At 63.0% G+C, this 18,854-nt stretch carries 14 protein-coding genes and 1 pseudogene; 13 read left to right on the forward strand and 2 right to left on the reverse strand.

Annotated elements, in window-relative coordinates; translation table 11 throughout:
• Positions 1–40: 40 nt before the first annotated feature.
• From R2N03_RS09125 to R2N03_RS09140, 4 genes are all read left to right on the forward strand, one after another.
• The gene (locus tag R2N03_RS09125; protein WP_012430886.1) at positions 41–1,183 is read left to right on the forward strand and encodes an acyl-CoA dehydrogenase family protein; all 1,143 of its coding nucleotides are present in this window, start codon (positions 41–43) and stop codon (positions 1,181–1,183) included.
• Between the two features lie 27 nt (positions 1,184–1,210).
• On the forward strand, positions 1,211–2,416 hold the full coding sequence (locus tag R2N03_RS09130; protein ID WP_316657300.1) for an acetyl-CoA C-acetyltransferase: 1,206 nt from the start codon (positions 1,211–1,213) through the stop codon (positions 2,414–2,416).
• Positions 2,417–2,429: 13 nt separating this feature from the next.
• A complete protein-coding gene (locus R2N03_RS09135; RefSeq protein WP_316657301.1) occupies positions 2,430–4,556 on the forward strand; it encodes a 3-hydroxyacyl-CoA dehydrogenase NAD-binding domain-containing protein in 2,127 nt (708 codons plus the stop codon).
• Positions 4,557–4,892: 336 nt separating this feature from the next.
• A complete protein-coding gene (locus R2N03_RS09140; RefSeq protein WP_041668724.1) occupies positions 4,893–7,544 on the forward strand; it encodes an EAL domain-containing protein in 2,652 nt (883 codons plus the stop codon).
• Positions 7,545–7,550: 6 nt separating this feature from the next.
• On the opposite strand, the pseudogene R2N03_RS09145 reads toward R2N03_RS09140, so the two are convergent.
• Positions 7,551–7,784 (reverse strand): annotated as a pseudogene (locus tag R2N03_RS09145) (anti-sigma factor); the annotation flags it as partial.
• Here R2N03_RS09145 and R2N03_RS09150 point away from each other — a divergent pair.
• The 9 genes from R2N03_RS09150 (at position 7,733) to R2N03_RS09190 (ending at position 17,708) form a co-directional block, all read left to right on the forward strand.
• Complete coding sequence (locus tag R2N03_RS09150) at positions 7,733–8,092, forward strand: cupredoxin domain-containing protein (protein ID WP_316657780.1); 360 nt, start codon at positions 7,733–7,735, stop codon at positions 8,090–8,092. The pseudogene R2N03_RS09145 and the gene R2N03_RS09150 sit on opposite strands and share 52 nt — an antisense overlap.
• A 187-nt stretch (positions 8,093–8,279) precedes the next feature.
• Positions 8,280–8,756, forward strand: coding sequence for a DUF305 domain-containing protein (locus R2N03_RS09155; protein ID WP_316657302.1), 477 nt, complete (start codon positions 8,280–8,282; stop codon positions 8,754–8,756).
• Entirely contained in the window at positions 8,756–10,231 is a 1,476-nt protein-coding gene (locus R2N03_RS09160) for a YncE family protein (protein ID WP_012430891.1), read from the forward strand. The genes R2N03_RS09155 and R2N03_RS09160 overlap by 1 nt, the downstream gene beginning before the upstream one ends.
• Before the next feature lie 125 nt (positions 10,232–10,356).
• Entirely contained in the window at positions 10,357–10,938 is a 582-nt protein-coding gene (locus tag R2N03_RS09165; RefSeq protein WP_316657303.1) for a J domain-containing protein, read from the forward strand.
• A 171-nt stretch (positions 10,939–11,109) separates the two neighbouring features.
• Entirely contained in the window at positions 11,110–11,988 is an 879-nt protein-coding gene (locus R2N03_RS09170) for a PhzF family phenazine biosynthesis protein (protein ID WP_316657304.1), read from the forward strand.
• Between the two features lie 791 nt (positions 11,989–12,779).
• Entirely contained in the window at positions 12,780–15,023 is a 2,244-nt protein-coding gene (gene tssI, locus R2N03_RS09175; RefSeq protein WP_316657305.1) for a type VI secretion system tip protein TssI/VgrG, read from the forward strand.
• Complete coding sequence (locus R2N03_RS09180; RefSeq protein WP_316657306.1) at positions 15,020–16,138, forward strand: DUF6708 domain-containing protein; 1,119 nt, start codon at positions 15,020–15,022, stop codon at positions 16,136–16,138. The genes tssI and R2N03_RS09180 overlap by 4 nt, the downstream gene beginning before the upstream one ends.
• 45 nt (positions 16,139–16,183) lie before the next feature.
• Complete coding sequence (locus R2N03_RS09185) at positions 16,184–17,437, forward strand: hypothetical protein (RefSeq protein ID WP_316657307.1); 1,254 nt, start codon at positions 16,184–16,186, stop codon at positions 17,435–17,437.
• A 25-nt stretch (positions 17,438–17,462) separates the two neighbouring features.
• Positions 17,463–17,708 carry a PAAR domain-containing protein gene (locus tag R2N03_RS09190; protein ID WP_232038842.1) on the forward strand — a complete coding sequence of 82 codons (246 nt, stop codon included), beginning with the start codon at positions 17,463–17,465 and terminating at the stop codon, positions 17,706–17,708.
• A 136-nt stretch (positions 17,709–17,844) separates the two neighbouring features.
• Here R2N03_RS09190 and R2N03_RS09195 read toward each other — a convergent pair whose 3' ends face one another.
• Complete coding sequence (locus tag R2N03_RS09195; protein ID WP_316657308.1) at positions 17,845–18,750, reverse strand: LysR substrate-binding domain-containing protein; 906 nt, start codon at positions 18,748–18,750, stop codon at positions 17,845–17,847.
• Positions 18,751–18,854 lie beyond the last annotated feature (104 nt).

Consider the following 18,854-nt stretch of genomic DNA (forward strand, 5'->3'; position numbering starts at 1 on the left):
GCTCAAATACCGCAACCATTCGCTGTCACCCGGAGCCGCCATGATTGCCCGCACCCTGTTCGACGCCGAACACGACACCTTTCGAGAATCCGTCCGCCGCTTTATCGACGCCGAAGTCCTGCCCCACCACGAGCGCTGGGAAGACCAGGGCTACGTCGACCGCGCCATCTGGGAAAAGGCGGCCGCCGCCGGCTACCACTGCGCCAGCATGCCCGAAGCGTATGGCGGCGCAGGTGCCGACATCCGCTACAGCACCGTTCTGATGGAAGAGATCGCGCGGGCAGGCGCAACGGGCCTGGGCTTCGGCCTGCACTCGGAAATCGTCGCGCCGTATCTGCTGCACTACGGCAGCGAGGCGCTGAAACAGTCCTACCTGCCCAAGCTGGCGAGCGCAGAGATGATCGGCGCGATTGCCATGACCGAACCCGGCGCGGGCTCCGACCTGCAAGGCGTGCGCACCACCGCCACGCGCAGCAGCGACGGCAGCCACTACGTGCTCAACGGCTCGAAGATCTTCATCACCAACGGCTGGCACGCGGATGTGGTGATCGTCGTGGCGCGTACCACGCCGGAAGGCGGCGCCAAGGGCACGAGCCTCTTCGTGGTCGACACGAGCATGGAGGGCTTCAGCAAGGGCAAGCGCCTGAAGAAGGTCGGCATGAAAGCGCAGGACACCGCCGAGCTGTTCTTCGACAACGTGCGCGTGCCGGCCGCCAACCTGCTCGGCGAAGAGCATCGCGGCTTTGCCTACCTGATGCAGGAGCTGCCGTGGGAGCGTCTGCAGATCGCCATCGGCGCCATCGCTTCGGCCGAAGGCGCGCTTGAATGGACCCTGCGCTACGTGCGCGAACGCCAGGCCTTCGGCAAATCCATCCTCGATTTCCAGACTGCGCGGCACGCACTGGCGGAACTGAAAACCGAAGTGCAGATCGGCCGCGTGTTTGTCGACCAGTGCATCGCGCTCAAGCTGGCCGGCAAGCTCGATGCCGCCACGGCGTCCATGGCCAAGTACTGGACCACCGACCTGCAATTCAAGGTGATGGACCGCTGCGTGCAGCTGCACGGCGGCTACGGCTACATGTGGGAATACCCCATCGCCCGCGCGTGGGCCGATTCGCGCGTGCAGCAGATCTACGGCGGCACCAACGAGATCATGAAAGAGCTGATCGCCCGCACCCTTTAACGAGCACGACCTTCAGGACGCAACGCTATGGAAGCCTATATCTACGACGCCGTGCGCACCCCGCGCGGCAAGGGCAAGAAGGACGGCAGCCTGCACGGCGTGACGCCGCTGCGCCTGGCCGCAACCGCACTGCGCGCCATCCGCGATCGCAATCAGCTCGACACATCGCTCGTGGACGACGTGGTGCTCGGCTGTGTGGAACCCGTGGGCGAACAAGGCGCGTGCATCGGCCGCGTGGCAGTGCTGTCCGCAGGCTATGCCGAGACGACGGCCGGGGTGCAGATCAACCGCTTCTGCGCCTCGGGCCTCGAGGCCTGCAACATGGCCGCTGCGCAGGTGATGGCCGGGCAAAGCGACTTCGCCATCGGCGGCGGTGTGGAGAGCATGTCGCGCGTGCCGATGGGCGCCAGCGGTGGCGCATGGCCGGTCGACCCGGCCGCCGCCATCCCGCTGTACTTCGTGCCGCAAGGCGTGTCGGCCGACACCATCGCCACCAAGTGGGGCTACAGCCGCCATGACGTCGACGCCTATGCCGCAGAGAGCCACCGCCGCGCCCATGCGGCCAGCACGGCGGGCTGGTTCACGGGTTCCATCGTGCCGGTGCGCGACCAGAACGGCCTGACCATCCTCGACCGCGACGAGATGATCCGCCCGCAGACCACCGTGGACACACTCGCGCAGCTCAAACCCTCGTTTGCGGAATTGGGCGAGCAATACGGCTTTGACGCGGTGATCCGCCAGCGCTATCCGGAACTGGAACGCATCGAACACGTGCACCACGCGGGCAACAGCTCGGGCATCGTCGATGGCGCCGCGGCCGTGCTGATCGGCAGCCGCGAGGCCGGCAAGCGCGCGGGCCTCAAACCGCGTGCGCGCATCCGCAGCTTTGCGAGCATCGGTTCGGAGCCGTCGATCATGTTGACGGGGCCATCGTATGCAGCAGAGAAAGCACTCAAGCGCGCCGGCATGTCGGCATCCGACATCGACCTGTACGAGCTGAACGAAGCCTTCGCCTCGGTCGTGCTGCGTTTCATGGAGGTACTGGCCGTGCCGCATGACCGCATCAACGTCAACGGCGGCGCCATTGCGATGGGCCATCCGCTCGGTGCAACGGGCGCCATGATTCTCGGCACGCTGCTCGACGAGCTGGAACGGCGTGGCGCAAGCACGGGCCTGGCCACGCTGTGCGTCGGTGCCGGCATGGGCACCGCCACCATCATCGAACGCGTTTAAGGAGCGTGCTGACATGATCGACATCACCATCGACACCGACGGCATCGCCACGCTCACGTGGAACCAGCCGGGCCGCGCGCAGAACGTGCTCAACGGCGACACCTGCGCCGCCTTTTTTGCCGCCATCGACCGCGTATGCGCCGATGCCAGCGTCAAGGGCATTCTCGTCACCTCGGCCAAGGCGGATTTCATTGCCGGCGGCGACCTCGAATGGCTGCAGGCCAGCGACGACGCAGCCACGTTGTTTGATCGCACGTGCGAGCTGCACCGCATGCTGCGCAAGCTGGAAACCTGCGGCAAACCCGTGGCCGCCGCGCTGCCGGGCTCCACGCTGGGCGGCGGGTTGGAGATTGCGCTCGCCTGCCACTACCGCGTGGCGGCCGACAACGCCCGCGCGCGCTTTGGCCTGCCGGAAGTCACGCTGGGCCTCTTGCCGGGTGGCGGCGGCACGCAGCGTCTGCCGCGCTTGATTGGTGTGCAGAAGGCGCTGCCGATGCTGCTGGAAGGCAAGCGCATCAAGGCGGCCGACGCGCTCAAGCTCGGCATTGTCGATGCGGTCGTCAATGCGGGCGAGGAAGCCGATGCCGCGCGCACGTGGCTGCTGGGCGACGGCCAGACCCGCGCGCAGCAGCCGTGGGACATCAAGGGCTACAAGGTGCCCGGGGGCGGCATCGCCAGCCCCGCCGTGCAGCAGCTATTCACGGCGGCCAACGCCATGCTGCGGCAGAAGACCTACGGCAACTATCCGGCAGCGGCGAGCATCCTGTCGTGCGTGTACGAAGGGCTCATCACTGATCTCGATACGGGCCTCAAGACCGAGGCGCGCTACTTCGTGCAGGCGGTGCTGTCTCCGGAAGCCCGCGCGATGATCCGTACCCTTTTCTTCAGCCTGAACGCCGCCAACAAGCTGGCCGCGCGCCCGGCCGATGTGCCGGTGCGGCGCTACGCCAAGGTGGGCGTGCTCGGTGCCGGCATGATGGGTGCGGGCATTGCCTATGTCACCGCCAAGGCGGGGGTGCCCGTCGTGCTGCTCGACACCACGCAAGAAGCTGCCGAACGCGGTAAAGACTATTCACGCAAGCTCGTCGAGAAACAGGTACAGCGCGGCCGCCTGCATGCCGAGCAGGCCGAAGCGCTGCTCGCCCGCATCAAACCGACCACCTCATACGCGGACCTCGACGGCGCGGGCCTCATCGTCGAGGCCGTATTCGAGCAGCGCGAGATCAAGGCCGACGTCACGCGCATGGCCGAAGCCGTGATCTCGCCGGACGCCATCTTCGCGTCCAACACCTCCACGCTGCCGATTACCGGGCTGGCGGAGGCGAGCCAGCGGCCGGGCAACTTCATCGGGCTGCATTTCTTCTCGCCGGTCGACAAGATGCCGCTGGTGGAGGTGATCGTCGCCCGGCAGACCACGCGGGCCACGCTGGCGCAGGCGCTCGATTACGTGAAGGCCATCGGCATGACGCCCATCGTCGTCAATGACAGCCGAGGGTTCTATACGAGCCGCGTGTTCTCGACCTACGTGCTCGAAGGCCTGGCGATGCTCGCCGAAGGCGTGGCACCCGCATTGATCGAGAATGCCGGGCTGCAGGCCGGCATGCCGGTCGGGCCGCTCGCGCTGATCGACGAAGTCTCGAGCGAGCTGATCCACAAGGTCAACCAGCAAACCCGCGCCGACCTTGGCGTGGCTTACATCGAGCGACCGGGCGAAGCCGTGGCCGAGCGCATGGTGGCGCTGGGGCGCATCGGCCGCAAGGCAGGCCAGGGCTTCTACGACTACCCCGAAGGCGGCAGGAAGGCGCTCTGGCCGGGCCTGGCCGCCGAGTATCCGCCGGCCGCCACGCAACCTGACGCGCAGACCCTCGTCGACCGGCTGGTCACGGTGCAGGCCGTGGAAACCGCACGCTGTCTCGACGAAGGCGTGGTCACCGACCCGCGCGATGCCGATGTCGGTGCGCTGCTGGGTTGGGGATTCCCGGCTTTCCGCGGCGGCCCGGTCTCGCATATCCAGCGCGTGGGCGTCGACGCGTTTGTCGAGCAGTGCGATCGTCTGGCCGCCGACCATGGCCGCCGCTTTGCGCCGCCCAAGCTGCTGCGGGATATGGCGGAACAGCACGCGGTGTTCTATACGCGGTAGCGTCGGGGTGGCCCGGGGGCATCCCCCGCTTGCGTTCACGGGGGCGAAGCATCTGCCTTCGCCTGCCGTGTCCCCTCCCGACGACCGCCCCTTCTTCCGACATCCCGGTGCGCCATCCTGTCAGGCGCACAGCCTCGTTGCGCCCTGAACACCAAACCCGACCGGTTCTCTGCCCAAAAGCAAACGATCACGCACTTTGAGCCTGCACTCGATATTGGGGCAACATGGAAGCTGCGTCGATCGATATAGTCGGAGTACGCGCACGGGGCGGGCGGGCAGATGCCGCCTGCGCGCCAGACGCCGCCCGGACACGACAACATTGAAATGGGGATGGGGATGGCCTTGGAGCAACCGGATACGTCAGGTCGCACCATACGGCGACGGCTGCGCGCCTGGCTGTCGCCGCTGAACGTTGGTGTCGCGGTATGCCTCGCCGCCATCTGGTGGTTCACGTTCGACCAGCTCGCACAGGCACGGGATCGGCTCATCCACAATGCCGAGATCCGCACCCGACTCGAGGCGCAAGCGTTCGGCCAATATTCGCTTGGCAGCACCCGCCGCCTGTCGGAGTTTCTTCTGGATCTCCGCGCCAGCTGGCTGGCTGGCCGGGATGTGTTCGAGCGGGTCATTCACGAGCGCGAAGAGGCGGTGCGCGACCTGACCTCCCAGGTTGCCGTCATCGACGCGAACGGCCTGTTGCTCTACAGCTCCATCGGACCAGTCAGCCAGCCGGTCGACCTGAGCGAGCGCGAGCACTTTCGCGTGCACAAGGCGTCAGGCGGACGCGACGTGCTGTTCATCAGCGATCCGGTGCAGGGCAAGGTGTCAAAGAAATGGTCGATCCAGTTCACGCGGCCGATCCTGAAAGATGGGCAGTTCGCAGGGGTGATGGTGGTGTCCGTCAGCCCCGAGCAGTTCGCCAGCTTTGCCAACACCCTCACCGTCGGCACGAACGGCGTGGCCAGCATCATCAAGGAATCCGGGCAAGTGATCGCCCGCATGCCCGACCCGACAGCCGGCATCGACAGCCCGCCGCGCAAACGACGCTTCAACGAGCCGGGCGCCCAGGAGTCGGGCAACTATCGCACGGTGTCCGGTACGGATGGCGTCGAGCGCCTGCTGGGCTATCACCACGTGCCCGAGATCGGCTTGTACTTCCTCGTGGGGGAGTCCATCGCATCGATCCTGGCGCCTTATGAGGCGTACCGCCGCACCGCGCTGGCAGGGGCCATCGGCTCGACATTGCTCATGGCACTGCTGTACGCGACGCTGCGCCGGTCCATGTCCCAGCGCAAGCAGCACATTGACGAGATGCGCCTGGCCTCGCTCGTGTACGCGTCCAGCAGCGAAGCGATGATGGTCACGACACTCGACGGTACCGTCATCGACGTCAACCCGGCCTTCACGGTCACAACGGGCTATACAGCGCAGGAGTTCAAAGGCCAACACAGTGATGCCATCCGGTCTGAATGCAATGACAGCGCCGTGGTCGACACCATGCGCACGGCCGTCACGACCAAGGGCACGTGGAGCGGCGAATACCTGATCCGCCGCAAGGACGGCACCGAATTTCCGGCGCTGCTCACCGTCGACACGTTTGCCGGCCACAAGCTGGGCGCGCCCAGCCGTGTTGCGCTCATCCACGACATCACCGAAAAGAAGCGTGCCGAAGAGGTGATCTGGCGGCAGGCCAACTTCGATACGCTGACCGAACTGCCCAACCGGCACATGTTCTATGCGAAGCTGCGCCAGGAGATCCTGCATGCCAGGCAGGCGGCAACCGCCGTGGCGCTGCTGTTCATCGACCTGGACCGGTTCAAGGAAGTCAACGACACGCTCGGCCACGATCAGGGCGATGTGCTGCTCAAGGAGATCGCCCGGCGCATCTCCGCCATCGTGCGCGGCACCGACACCGTCGCGCGCCTGGGCGGTGACGAATTCACCATCATCCTGCCCAACCTGCCAGACGCAGGCGCCGCCGCCCCGATCATCCGCAGCCTGCTCGCGCGCATCGCCACGCCGGTACAGCTTGGCGAAGAAAGCGTCGAGGTGACGGCCAGCATCGGCCTGGCGTTGTATCCGCGCGATGCCGACAATGCGGAATCGCTGCTCGTGCGCGCCGACCAGGCGATGTTTGCCGCCAAGAGCGCGGGGCGCAACCAGTGGTCCGTCTTCACGCCCGCACTACAGCGGGCCGAACAGGAACGCCTGCGCATCACCAGCGACCTGCGCATCGCCATCGAGCAGAAGCAGCTGGCGGTGCATTACCAGCCCATCGTGGATCTGCGCAGCGGTGCGATCAACAAGGCCGAGGCGCTGATTCGCTGGACGCACCCCGTGCGCGGAGAAATCGAACCGGCCGATTTCATTCCGGTGGCCGAGGAAACCGGCCTGATCGTCCAGATCGGCAAATGGGTCTTGAACGAAGCACTGACCGAGGTCACGCGCTGGCACACGGTGCTGGGCAGGCACATGCAGGTTTCAGTGAACAAATCGCCCGTGGAGTTTCGCGCCGCCGGACAACTGGGCGACTCCTGGGCCGATGTGGTGAAGCGCCGGGCGATTCGGCCAGGCAGCCTGGTCATTGAGATCACGGAAGGCGCGCTGATGGAAGGCAGTGCCGAGGTGGTCGATCACCTGACCCGCCTGCGCCAGGCCGGCATCGAGATTGCGCTGGACGATTTCGGCACGGGGTATTCGTCGCTGTCGTACCTCAAGCGCTTCGACATCGACTACATCAAGATCGACCAGTCGTTCGTGCGCAGCCTCGCGCATGACCCGAAGGACATCGCGCTGTGCAGCGCCATCGTGAGCATGGCGCACGCCCTGCGCATCAAGGTCATTGCAGAGGGCATCGAGACCGAGGAGCAGAAGGCGATCCTGGTGGCGGCAGGCTGTGACTACGGGCAGGGGCACCTCTTCTGCCCGCCGGTGCCGCCCGCAGCCTTTGAAGCCTTTGTGGCCAAAAGCCAGCTTGCCGAAACCTGATGCCTGTCAGCCGCCGCGCACGGCCCGCGCAAAGGCCTGCGCCACGTCGGCAGAGGCATCGGTGATGGCCCAGTAGCCCATGCCGGCGGTGCGCCAGACCATGAGCTGGTAGCCGCGCTCGGTGCGCAGTACGGGCTCGGTGTCACCGCCCGCCTCGGGGCGTACGTACAAGTCGATCGGATGTTGCGCTGAGCGGTAGACGAGCACCGCCACCGGGCGCCAGTCGATGTAGTCCAGCCGGCGCAGCACTCGCCTGTGTTGCGCACGGCGAGGGCCCCACGGTCATCCGCGTACACGCGCGCAAGTTCACGTTCACGCCCGACAAGATCACGCTCAAGCGCGGCGTGCCCGTGGTGTTCGAGCTGACCGGGCAGGACATCCTGATGGGCCTTTCGATTCCGGATTTCAACGTGCGCGCCGATGTAGTGCCGGGGCAGACCGTGCGGCTGGCGCTCACGCCGGACAAGACCGGCACGTTTGATTTCCTGTGCGACATCTTCTGCGGCTCGGGCCACGACACGATGAATGGAACGTTGACCGTCACCTGAAGCAAAAGAAGAAAGAGAAAAAGCGAAGTGAAACGCCCCGACCTGTTCGGGGCGTTTTGATTGATGGGATACGGGCATGGCGGATGTGCACAACGGCATACGGTTTATTTGCAATGCGCGGGAATAAACCGTCGGCCTGCTGTGTTTACTCCGCTGATACACCCTAGACCCGCCCCTGGAGGACTCCATGTCATTACGCTCGGTGCCGCTTCCACGCACGTTGCTGCTCGCTGTGCTCGCCCTCATGTCAAGCATCGGAGCACACGCCGCGCTTGCGCAAGAAGCACCTCCACAGGCCAATCGCGAGCAGGCCTTCCTTGCCGAGAACGATGTCGCCATGAGCAAGATGATGGACGGGATGGCCCCCAGGCCCAGCGGCAACATCGACCAGGATTTCGTGGCGATGATGACGCCGCATCACCAGGGCGCCATTGATATGGCCGTGGCCTACCTGCGCTACGGCCAGAACGAACAGCTGCGCCGCATCGCGCAGGAAATTGTCGTCTCGCAACAGCAGGAGATTGCAGCGATGCGCCTGGCGATTGGCCAGCCGCTGCCCCCATCTGCACCGGCACCCACGCAGCTCGGTGCCGCCTCTACCACAACCGCACCCGCGTCCCATGCGGCGCATCACGCCCACACCACCCGCCAACAGGAAGATTGATGAAAAACCGACTGTTTGTTGCCACGACACTTGCCGCAGCGGCGATCACGTGCGCCGCGAGCGCCAGCGCCGGGCAGGCACCCGCATCCCTCGCATCACCGGACATTCCCATCAGCCATCGGGATCGCGTCTATGCGGCTGAGCAATTCTCGAACACGGTGTCCGTCACGGACCCCGCCAGCAACACGCTCCTGGGTGTGATCAAGCTGGGCGATCCTGCACCGGGCAACTTCAGCCCGCTCTACCGCGGACAGGTGCTGGTGCATGGCATGGGATTCTCGCCAGATCACCGGACGTTGGCGGTGGTCTCGATCGGTTCCAACTCGGTCACGTTCATCGACACGCAGACCAACGCGGTCAAACACACGACGTATGTGGGCCGCTCGCCTCACGAGGCGTTTTACACGCCGGATGGCAGCGAGGTCTGGGTGACCGTGCGCGGCGAGAACTACATCGCGGTGCTGGACGCCAGCACCTATGCGGAGAAGACGCGTATCACCGTACCGGCGGGCCCCGGCATGCAGATCTTTTCGCCGGACGGCAAGTACGGCTACGTGTGCTCGTCGTTCAATCCGGAAACGGTGGTGATCTCGACGGCGGATCACAAGATCGTGGGACACATCAAGCAGGAATCGCCGTTCTGTCCCAACATTGCAGCCACGCCGGATGGCAAGCAGGTGTGGCTCACATTGAAGGACATCGGCAAGGTGCAGGTGTTCAGCGCCGAGCCACCGTTCAACCCGATCACCTCGTTCGACACCGGCCCCATCACGAATCACGTCAACTTCGCGCATCACACCAAGGGGACGTTTGCCTATGTGACGATTGGCGGCACGAACCAGGTCAAGGTCTTCCGGACAGACAATTTCGAACAGGTCGCGACGATTCCCGTCGGCAAACTTCCGCACGGTCTATGGCCTTCCGGCGACGGCACACGCATCTACGTCGGCCTGGAGAATGACGACGCGCTGGCTGTCATCGACACATTGACGAACAAGGTCGTGTCTACCGTTCGGATCGGCCAGGCACCGCAGGCGCTGACGTACGTGCCGAACGCTGTGCCCAAGGGCGACGGCACGACGAACCTGCAGCCGCTCGGCATGGCAGGGCAAGTCAGCCATCTTGCGCTCGTGCCGGCAGGCGCAGACAAGGCAGACGCAATGGCCGTACCCACCAGCGTGGCGCTGTTCGATCAAGGTCTCGTTCAGGTACTCCAGGCATCGGTGACCGGGCTGCAGCCGAAGCAGCCCTACGCGCTTGCCTTGTCACAACATGCAGATGGCAGCGGACCGCTTGAGCGCCTGGCGAGCTTCATGTCCAACCCGGCCGGGGGCGCCATCGTCAACTCCATCGGACAGATTCGTCAGGTGGTCACGCCTGCCAACGCCGACGCTGACAACACGCGCCGGTATCTTGTGATTGCACCGGTGGTGTCCGGCAAGCTGGGCAGTGCGGTCCAGGTTCAAGCGCGCTAGGCGATGTGTGCCCCTGCGGCGTGCTTGCCGCGCGGGGCGCACTTCTTGCTGATGCACCGGTGTGCCCAGCTCGGCAACATGCCCATGCTAGGATGACCTTCCCCCCGGCAGCCGCCACACCGCACATGACCACCATCTACGCGACCCTCGGCGTGCAGCCGGACGCGACCCTGGACGAAATCAAGCGTGCTTACCGCCGCGCTGCGATGAAGTGGCACCCCGATCGCAACCCCGGCCGCGAAGCCGAGGCTTATGCGGCGTTCCAGGAGATTCGCGAGGCCTACGCCATCCTCTGCGATGCTGAACAGCGGCGCGTCTATGACGAGGTCTTCGCGCAGGAAATGCAGCGCTGGCAAGCCGAGCAGGAGGCGCAGGAAGCACAGGAGCGAGAAGCGCAACGCGAGCGCGAACGCCTCGCGCAGGCGCATTACGAAAAGATGGTCGCCATCGCAATGCGCTTTGCCGACGACGGCCACAATCGCGACGTGCTGTTCGGCGTGCTGCTTGGCAGGGGCGGCGATGCAGAACTTGCCGCGCGCATTGCCGACAGCGTGTGGGCTTTGCAGGAAGCACGGCGCGACACCGCGGCCACCACAGACACGCCCGCCAGCGAAGCGACGCCCCAACCCGATGAGGTGACTTCGCCCCAGCGGCACGCGAGCGCGTTCGAGTCGTTCTGGCAAGGGTTGTTTGGTCTGCGGCAATAGTTGCAGATGCCAGACGACGCGTAGAGAAAGCAATCGAATGCGCGGCCACCGCTCACTTGCAAATGGTGGCGGCGATCAAGCATGTCGGGCACTCGACGGCCCCGGCCATATCGTTGAGAATCCGGGCGATATTTCGGCTGCTATTGCGTGCCGTTGGCATGTGGAGAATCAATGCGAATCGATGTAGAGATCGTCAGGTCGTTGACTGACGGAGAGAGCGGGGGAAACCCCGCGGGGGTTGTGATTGACGCTGATGCGCTCGACGTTAACCAGAAACGGGAAGTTGCCAGGCAAGTCGGGTTATCAGAAACAGCCTTCGTGTCGAAGTCGGGCATAGCGACGATCAAACTCGAGTTCTTTACGCCAACGCGCCAGATTGCTCACTGCGGACACGCGACGATTGCGACCTTCTCGCTGCTGAGGAAGCTCGGTAGGGTCGCCGATGGAAGTCTGTCAAAAGAGACGATCGATGGCTGCAGGACCGTTCTCGTTGACGGTGACGTTATCTTGATGCAACAGCAGCCTCCCGTGTATCACCCAATCAAGCAGGAATCCGATCTCGCTGCGCGAATTGCAAGATCGATTGGGATGAAGCTGGAGGACATCTATGGCATGGCAGAACCGACCGTGGTCAACACGGGCAACAGCTTTCTTATCGTTGGGTTGCCCGACGAATACTCCGTCGCTGCAATTCGTCCGGATCAGCGGGCGATCGAAGCGATTAGCGAGGAACTCGACCTGATCGGCTATTACCTCTTTTCGACATCAACGCGGACTGCTGATCGTCAAGCAGGAGCGCGCATGTTCGCACCAAGATTCGGGATTCATGAAGAGTCGGCAACCGGCACAGCAGCAGGCCCTTTGGCTTGCTTTCTATACGAGAAAATGGGCGTCAAGCACCGGGTGATGACAATAGAACAAGGACAACTGATGCTGCCGCCATCTCCGAGTGCGATCAAAGTGATTCTCGATATTCAGGAAGGCACGATCGCTGGATTGATGGCCGGAGGGACCGCGACATTGGAGCAGTCTGTGAGGGTAGATGTCTGACTGACGGGGTCGGTGACGGACTGCCCGACATACGCCAATTCTGATTTATAGTTTCGCCCCTGCTCAGACGAAGCAGCCATCGGTACACTCTGCGCCATCGTTTTCCGTGCCATAGAGAAAGCGATCGAGGCTTGGAACCCTCGGACGTAACGGGCAAGCGCCGAGCATAGGTGCTTGTCCTCAACCGCTATGGCTTGGCTTCGTCTCCCTCATTGGGCGAGCCAGGCTTGTACGGCTTCGGCCGTGCCGATCGTTATGTCTCGGTGTTCCAAACCTGCCTGTGCTCGCCCACCCCTCCCCAAGGGTTGGGCGCGGTTCCGTTCATCACATGAAGAGGAATGCCGTGACCCGCTCAATCTCCCACGCCGCCAGCTCACACGCGGTGTTCAACCGCAACGCTGCCGGCAACGCATGCGCAACAAGCGCGGCCCATACGCCGGAACACCTCCAGCAACAACGCTGACTTCATGGGCGACCCAGGCACATGAGGTCTGCTGGCACCGATGTTGCAGCATCGGTGCCGGGGCTTGCCTGGGCTCGCCCACCCTTTGCCCGCTGTGAAGCACGTCACGCATCCACGACTTCGGTCGTAATGCAGACAACGTCGATACTCGCCGCGGATTGAACGTTCGACCGCAAGGAGTCCGTCGACTCGCCATCAACATGTGAATTCTTGTTGGGTTGATAGAAGTCGGAGACCGCGCAAGCTAGCCTTGCCAGTTCTCCCGCGTTGGCTGCCGGTCGGCTCATTGCCAAGCGCGGATTCCATGACTTCTGTTGGAACGCCGCCCATGGGCAACCGTCTTGCTTTGCTGAATACGCGCACAGTGTCCGTCACGGGCCACGGCCTGCCAGAAACTCTGGGCAAACCGGCGCTGGTGTTCTCCAAGCTCTCCGGCACCGAGCGGCTGTGCGAACTGTTCGAGTACGAAGTCGAACTCAAGACCCCCGACGAACGCAACGTCCTCTACGGCCCGGGCGCCAACCTCGACACCAACGCCCTGCGCGGCCAGGAACTCACTGTCACCATCGCGTTGGACGGCACCGACGCCGGCACCCGACAAATCAGCGGGCTCGTCACCGACATCGTCGGTCCCACCCCGGTCCATGGTGGCCGCCAACTCAAATATCGTCTCACGCTGCGCCCCTGGCTTTGGCTTGCCACGCTCAACCGCGACACACGCATCTTTCAGCAGCAGACCGTGGTGGAGATTCTGGATGCGCTGCTGGGTGGCTACATCTTCCCCGTCGAACGGCGGCTCGACATCGCCCGCTACCCCAGGCGCGAGTACCAGGTCCAATACAACGAAAGCGACTTCGAGTTCTTCCAGCGCCTGACGCAGGAATGGGGCATCGCCTGGCACATCGAACATTCGGGCGGCAAACATCGTTTGGTGCTCACCGACGGCAACGGCGCGTTTGGTCCATTCGCCAGCCCCGCCTACCAGACCATCCGCTGGCAGCCGTCTTCCGACCGCATCGACGAAGAACACCTGCACACCTTCGAGCTGCACGACAAAGTCGTCTCGGGCCAATGGGCGGCCACCGACTACGACTTCGTCAAGCCGAGCGCCGACCTCACCGTCCGCGCCGCCGATCCGCTCGATACCGCCCACGCCAATGCCGAAGTGCGCGAATGGCCCGGTGACCACAGCCAGCCTACTACCGGAAACGACCCTTGGAAGGAAGGCGACCAGATCGCCCGCATGCGCATGGAGGCCCTGCGCCAGCACGGCCGCCGAGCCCGGGGTGCCGGCAACGTGCGTGCGATGGTCCCAGGCTGCACCTTCACCCTCGCGCACTTCGTCCAGAGCGACGCCAACCGCGAATACCTCATCCTTGGCGCCCAGCTTCTGATTGAGGACGTAGCGGACGCAACCGACGCAGCCTACGGCGCCATGCTGGCTGTCTTCCGGTCTGGCCTGGATGCCATGGATGGTTTGCTTGATCGTGGTCTCTCACTAACCGCGGCCGTCACCAAGCTCAATCTCGTACCCCGTTTGGCCTGGGTGCTGTCCGACGAAATTATCCCGGCACTCGCCAACAAGCTGGGTTCCAAAACCGCCTCGATGTATATCCATGGCCTGAGCCTGTTTGGCGGTGTGCGCATCGTCAATGCCGACCGAAGCGTGATGCAGCTTCGGGCGTCCACGCTGGACGATCTAAAAGCGCAGAACACCAAACTATATGGGCAGCTAGGCCGATCCCAACGCCGCGAAGAAGCCGTGGCCTTCGCCCGGCAGGCCCAACGCATGGCCCGGAATGCCCGACTGGTGTGGTTTGATCCGAAGGATCTGGCCAAGACAACTGGATTGGGAGCGTTGGAGCTGAGAACTACAGCCGACGTCCCCGGTGTCAAACACGTCAAGGCCGCATTGGGTTCGCCGCACGTCAACATCGGCGCGATCGCCTGCATTCTGCAAGGCGTGGCGGTCTACCACGCCACACAGTCCTTCCGGGCTGCTGGCGAGTTTGATGAAGCGGAGAAAGGCACCAAGCTCATGGGCGGGCTGGTGACGATGGTGGGGACGCTGGCCGAGCAGGCGGGCGTGGCCGTGTCCAAGGCGCCGACGCATCCGCTTGTAGCGCGGACCATGCGGGCGACGCCGCAGGAGGCGTGGGTGACAAAAGGGGAAAAGCTGGCGCTCAAAGGTCGGTGGATTGGCTTCGCGGGGGCGACCGTTGCTGTGGGTTGGGATGGCTACCACTCCGTCGATGAGTATATGAAAGGGAATCGCCTTGTCGCACTTCTGTATGGCGCCTCATCCATTTCCGGCCTCGCAGCGGCAACCATCCCACTTGCAACGGAAAACTTCTTGCCTTTCCTGTTTGGTGCTCCCGTCTGGCCGGCGCTTGTCATTCTGTTGGGCGTGAACGTTGGCCTGGCCATGCTGGATGATCCCGCCACGCTCAAGTGGGTTCAGAAATGCCGCTTTGCCAAGCGACCCGACCCAGACAAGTATCACTCGATGGAGGCCGAGTGGAAGGAGTTTGTGCAGTTGGGAATCCAAGTGAAAGATGAGGGCATGCAATGAAGTTTCCAACCAAGGATGAACGCACTCCGTTCTACTTCCAGAAAAAGGGCAAGCCACTTCGGGAATGGGAGCGAGAACACCGGCTCCACATTGACCAACCAGCGAGCGACGAGATTTGCGAGATTGGAAACGTCTACCGCATCGACTCCACGTGCATGGAGATCACAGACGAATCGCAAACGCGTGTGCAGTTGGCCGGGATGCTGTTCTTGATCTGTGCAGTCGCGGTCGGATTTTCACTTTCCCTCGGGGCGATGTTTGCATCGACACCATTTCATGTCTCAGCCGAAGAGATGAGGGAGAATGGAAACTGGATTGCGACTGTATTTGGAACGATCCTCGGGCTTGCATCTTCTGCATTCTTCGGCCTAATGGGAGGCGAAGCAGCCCGCCGCTACCTGTTCTCCCTAAAGCACCGTCCCATCCGCCTGAACCGCAACGTGCGGCGCATCTACGCCATGCGCACCAAAGACCGCGATGGCCTCTGGGAAGTCCCCTGGAGTAACGACGAGTTCTTCTGCATCGGCAAGCGTAGGGTGGGCGGCCTGTCCACCAGCTATTCCATGTACGACATCCGCCACTACACGCTGGATGCCGATGGCAACGTCGTGCGCGGCTTCGTACTGGGTCGGCTGATGTTCACGCTGGAGCAAGCCCAACAACAATGGGAGTACTACCGTCGCTACATGCAAGACGGCCCCGCCGATTTGCCCGAGCCGCACCGCTTCTGGAACCCCCGCGAATCGTTTTGGGAAGGCTTCAAGATTTGTCGCGAAGACAAGCTCTCCAGCCTGTTCAGTTCGCTCTTCGACTACATCTTCTTCCCGTTCATGCTGCTGGACGCGACGGTACGCTGGCTTGTGCTTGCCACCTGCAGCGACCCGGTGTGGCCCGCGGAGATTGAGGCAACCTGCAAACCCGAACCCAACGACCCGTACGCCCGTCCCTACGCCGACGACTACATCGGTTTCGCGAGCGGACCGGGCGGCAGGCCCTCGCGGGCAGACCTGGAACGCGCGTGGGCACTGGAACCCCAACGCAGGCGAGACGGCGCGCTGACCCGATCCGAGGCAGAAGCCATCCTCAAGCAACAGAGATCCCAGACGGTGGTGTAACGCGATGATCGCGCCAACGCTCGATTCCCCTGTCAAAAATTCAACATGACTCACGAACAAACGATCGCCACCGCTTCCGCAACAACCAGTACGGGCCCGTTGGCCTGGCGAGCAATCGAGATTGAGCAGCACACGGACGAATGGAAGCTCAGAGCGCTGCTGATGGACGGTTTCATCACCGAAGCCGTCCATGATCAAGCGATCCAATTGCTTCAAGACACGGAGGCCGCCAGCACGAAGCGCATTCTCCTTGACGCCCCACTATTTGCAGGCCCTGGTGGTGCCATGCATTGGCTGGTCAAGCATGGTCTCGTGCCTAACGAGATGTTGGATGAGGTTGCATCCAAGGTCTTGAAGACGTCCGAAAGCGACGAAGACCTCGTGGCCGAGACCCGGCTAATTTCCTATTGTGAGCTGGATCCAGACCGTTTTCTGGAAAAAATCCGACCGATTTCGATCCGGATGAATCGGCGTAAAAGGCTGTGGCGCTTTGGCGGGTGGGCGACAGGGCTTGGCGTTGTGGCGGCGGCAGCAGCCTTCTACCTCGCCCCTCCCACCACGCCAGCCTGTAAATCGAAGGGGGCATCCGCATCCTTATTCAATATATCGATGAGTTCGTACTTGTCATCCATCGATGCAATACAGGCAGGACATCCTGATTTGTCTAACATTCGAGAAATCGGATACGAAAGAACTTCACGCTCCCGTGGATGCACGGTTGATCTCAAGATCGGTAACTTGAAGACGACCGTTGGTTTTGTCATTCGCCCAGCAGCCGAGGGGGGGTCTGGTTTTGAGGTCGCCATGGTGCCCGCGGAGTTTGTTCAGACCCAATACGGTGGCGAACGAGATAGCGAATCCCTGGGGGCGCCGATCGGAAACGAGAGGCTTCGCAAGGCATTCATGAACGGCCTGGAAGTGCTGCAAAAGAAAGACGTTTCAGCCTCACCCACAAATAATCGGCAGGACCGGTTCGGCGTCAGCCATTCAAAAACATTGAGCCAGCGCGTGATGTCCGTGAGCCCCACGGCCGATTGCACCGAGAAATCGCCCACCCAACTGTCATGCCCTTTGCGCATCGCATACGAGGATCCGCTACTTGCAAAACTCTCGGAAAATGGCGTGCTTGAAATCGATGAGAAATTTACCTTTGAAAAGAAGGGGCAACTCGGTCGATGGCATGTGTCGGAGCAATTTGAGGCTGAGTTTCTGGCTGCATTGAGCAAGGCATTGGCAGCCGCGCCTAAGAGCCTATTCCCCGAAAGTACCAGCGAAGGAAAAATCAAAGACAGAAACTAAGGACAGCGCAAGCATGGACGGAAGCATGATCACAGTCGGTTGCCGCCACTCCCATGGCGGCCATGTCACAACGGGCTCGCCAGACAGCCAGCTCGATGGCAAACCCATCGCGCGGCGCACAGACTGGGTGGACTGCCCGATTCACGGGCCCAACACGATCATCAAGGTGCGCTGCGATATGGAGGTGGACGGCGAGCCCGTTGCCACGCATGGGGACGAGACCGAGTGTGGCGCGATGCTCATCGGGAACGGCTGCGCCATTGTGGATTGACACCACAGCGCCATAGGTTCGCGCTGCCACCATCCATCGCTCGCTCGTCCCCACCGCTGGTCGGCGCGAAACGCGCGCAGCAGTACCAAGCCAGACCAGTGGGCGACTTCAGCGGCCACACGGTACGCCACATTGATCACCGTGCCCCCAACAACCGACACTCCGCCGACAACGCCAGCAGGTTCGGATCACGCTCCCGATTGCGCTGTATCACCAGCACGATGTGCTGACTGATCGCATAGCGTGCGGCCAGCGGAATCAGCTGCACCTTGGGGCTGAAATCCGCCACGCGACGGGGCAGCAACGCGTAGCCGATGCCGCCGCTCACGAGGTTCATGAGCGAGAAGATGTCGCCCACGCGCAGGGCAATCTGCGGCGCAAAGCCGGCCTTGTCGAAGGCGGCCATGAAGTCGTGGTACGTCGCAAAGTCGTCGCCGAGCGCAACGAACTTCTCGCCGCGTACAGCTTGTAAATCGATCTCCGCTGACGCCGCATACGGCGAGCCGAGCGGCGCGGCAAACAGAATCTCATCGTCGAACATCGGCACGGTCAGCAGGTCTGGATTGCGCAGCGGCTCGCCCAGCGCGATGACGATGGCGTCGAGCTGGCCGTCTTCCAGCTTGGCCAGCAGGCTGCGATTCGAGCCCAGCGTGAGTTCGATGTCGAGTGCGGAGCGGCGCGTCTTGAGCCCCGCAAAGATGCGCGGCAGCGTGCCGACTGTCATCGAATAGAGCCCGCCGATCTTCAGCGTGGTTGACGAGAACCCCGCCGCTTCGCGCGTGCGGCGCACGCCAGCTTCGCACTCGGCCAGGATGCGTTCCACGTGTTCGGCAAACACGTAGGCGGTGGAGAGCGGAATCAGCTTGCGGCCATCGCGCTTGAACAGCGGGCAGCGCAGGCCTTCTTCCAGCGAATGCAGCGCGCGATGCACGCTCACCGTGCTCTGCCCGAGCGCTTCCGACACGCGCGCCATGTTGCCCAGCGTCATGAACGACTGGAACACCTCGAGCTTCTTCAGGGTGATGTCTTCATCGATTGCCATGGCAGGGTCTCCTCCGGGCGCGTTCTGTCGGCGCGCTGCTATCAGAATCGGTCATTGTTTCATTAACTTCAGGTTAATGAAACCACGCCTAGGTTGATTGAAGT

The organism is Ralstonia condita, from assembly GCF_958405655.1.
Lineage (GTDB): Bacteria > Pseudomonadota > Gammaproteobacteria > Burkholderiales > Burkholderiaceae > Ralstonia > Ralstonia condita.

What these genes read in the sequence shown, in the direction of transcription:
- R2N03_RS09125 (WP_012430886.1), top strand. Translation starts at nt 41, where the DNA reads ATGATTGCCCGCACCCTGTTCGACGCCGAACACGACACCTTTCGAGAA.
- R2N03_RS09130 (WP_316657300.1), top strand. Translation starts at nt 1,211, where the DNA reads ATGGAAGCCTATATCTACGACGCCGTGCGCACCCCGCGCGGCAAGGGC.
- R2N03_RS09135 (WP_316657301.1), top strand. Translation starts at nt 2,430, where the DNA reads ATGATCGACATCACCATCGACACCGACGGCATCGCCACGCTCACGTGG.
- R2N03_RS09140 (WP_041668724.1), top strand. Translation starts at nt 4,893, where the DNA reads ATGGCCTTGGAGCAACCGGATACGTCAGGTCGCACCATACGGCGACGG.
- R2N03_RS09155 (WP_316657302.1), top strand. Translation starts at nt 8,280, where the DNA reads ATGTCATTACGCTCGGTGCCGCTTCCACGCACGTTGCTGCTCGCTGTG.
- R2N03_RS09160 (WP_012430891.1), top strand. Translation starts at nt 8,756, where the DNA reads ATGAAAAACCGACTGTTTGTTGCCACGACACTTGCCGCAGCGGCGATC.
- R2N03_RS09165 (WP_316657303.1), top strand. Translation starts at nt 10,357, where the DNA reads ATGACCACCATCTACGCGACCCTCGGCGTGCAGCCGGACGCGACCCTG.
- R2N03_RS09170 (WP_316657304.1), top strand. Translation starts at nt 11,110, where the DNA reads ATGCGAATCGATGTAGAGATCGTCAGGTCGTTGACTGACGGAGAGAGC.
- tssI (WP_316657305.1), top strand. Translation starts at nt 12,780, where the DNA reads ATGGGCAACCGTCTTGCTTTGCTGAATACGCGCACAGTGTCCGTCACG.
- R2N03_RS09180 (WP_316657306.1), top strand. Translation starts at nt 15,020, where the DNA reads ATGAAGTTTCCAACCAAGGATGAACGCACTCCGTTCTACTTCCAGAAA.
- R2N03_RS09185 (WP_316657307.1), top strand. Translation starts at nt 16,184, where the DNA reads ATGACTCACGAACAAACGATCGCCACCGCTTCCGCAACAACCAGTACG.
- R2N03_RS09190 (WP_232038842.1), top strand. Translation starts at nt 17,463, where the DNA reads ATGATCACAGTCGGTTGCCGCCACTCCCATGGCGGCCATGTCACAACG.
- R2N03_RS09195 (WP_316657308.1), bottom strand. Translation starts at nt 18,750, where the DNA reads ATGGCAATCGATGAAGACATCACCCTGAAGAAGCTCGAGGTGTTCCAG.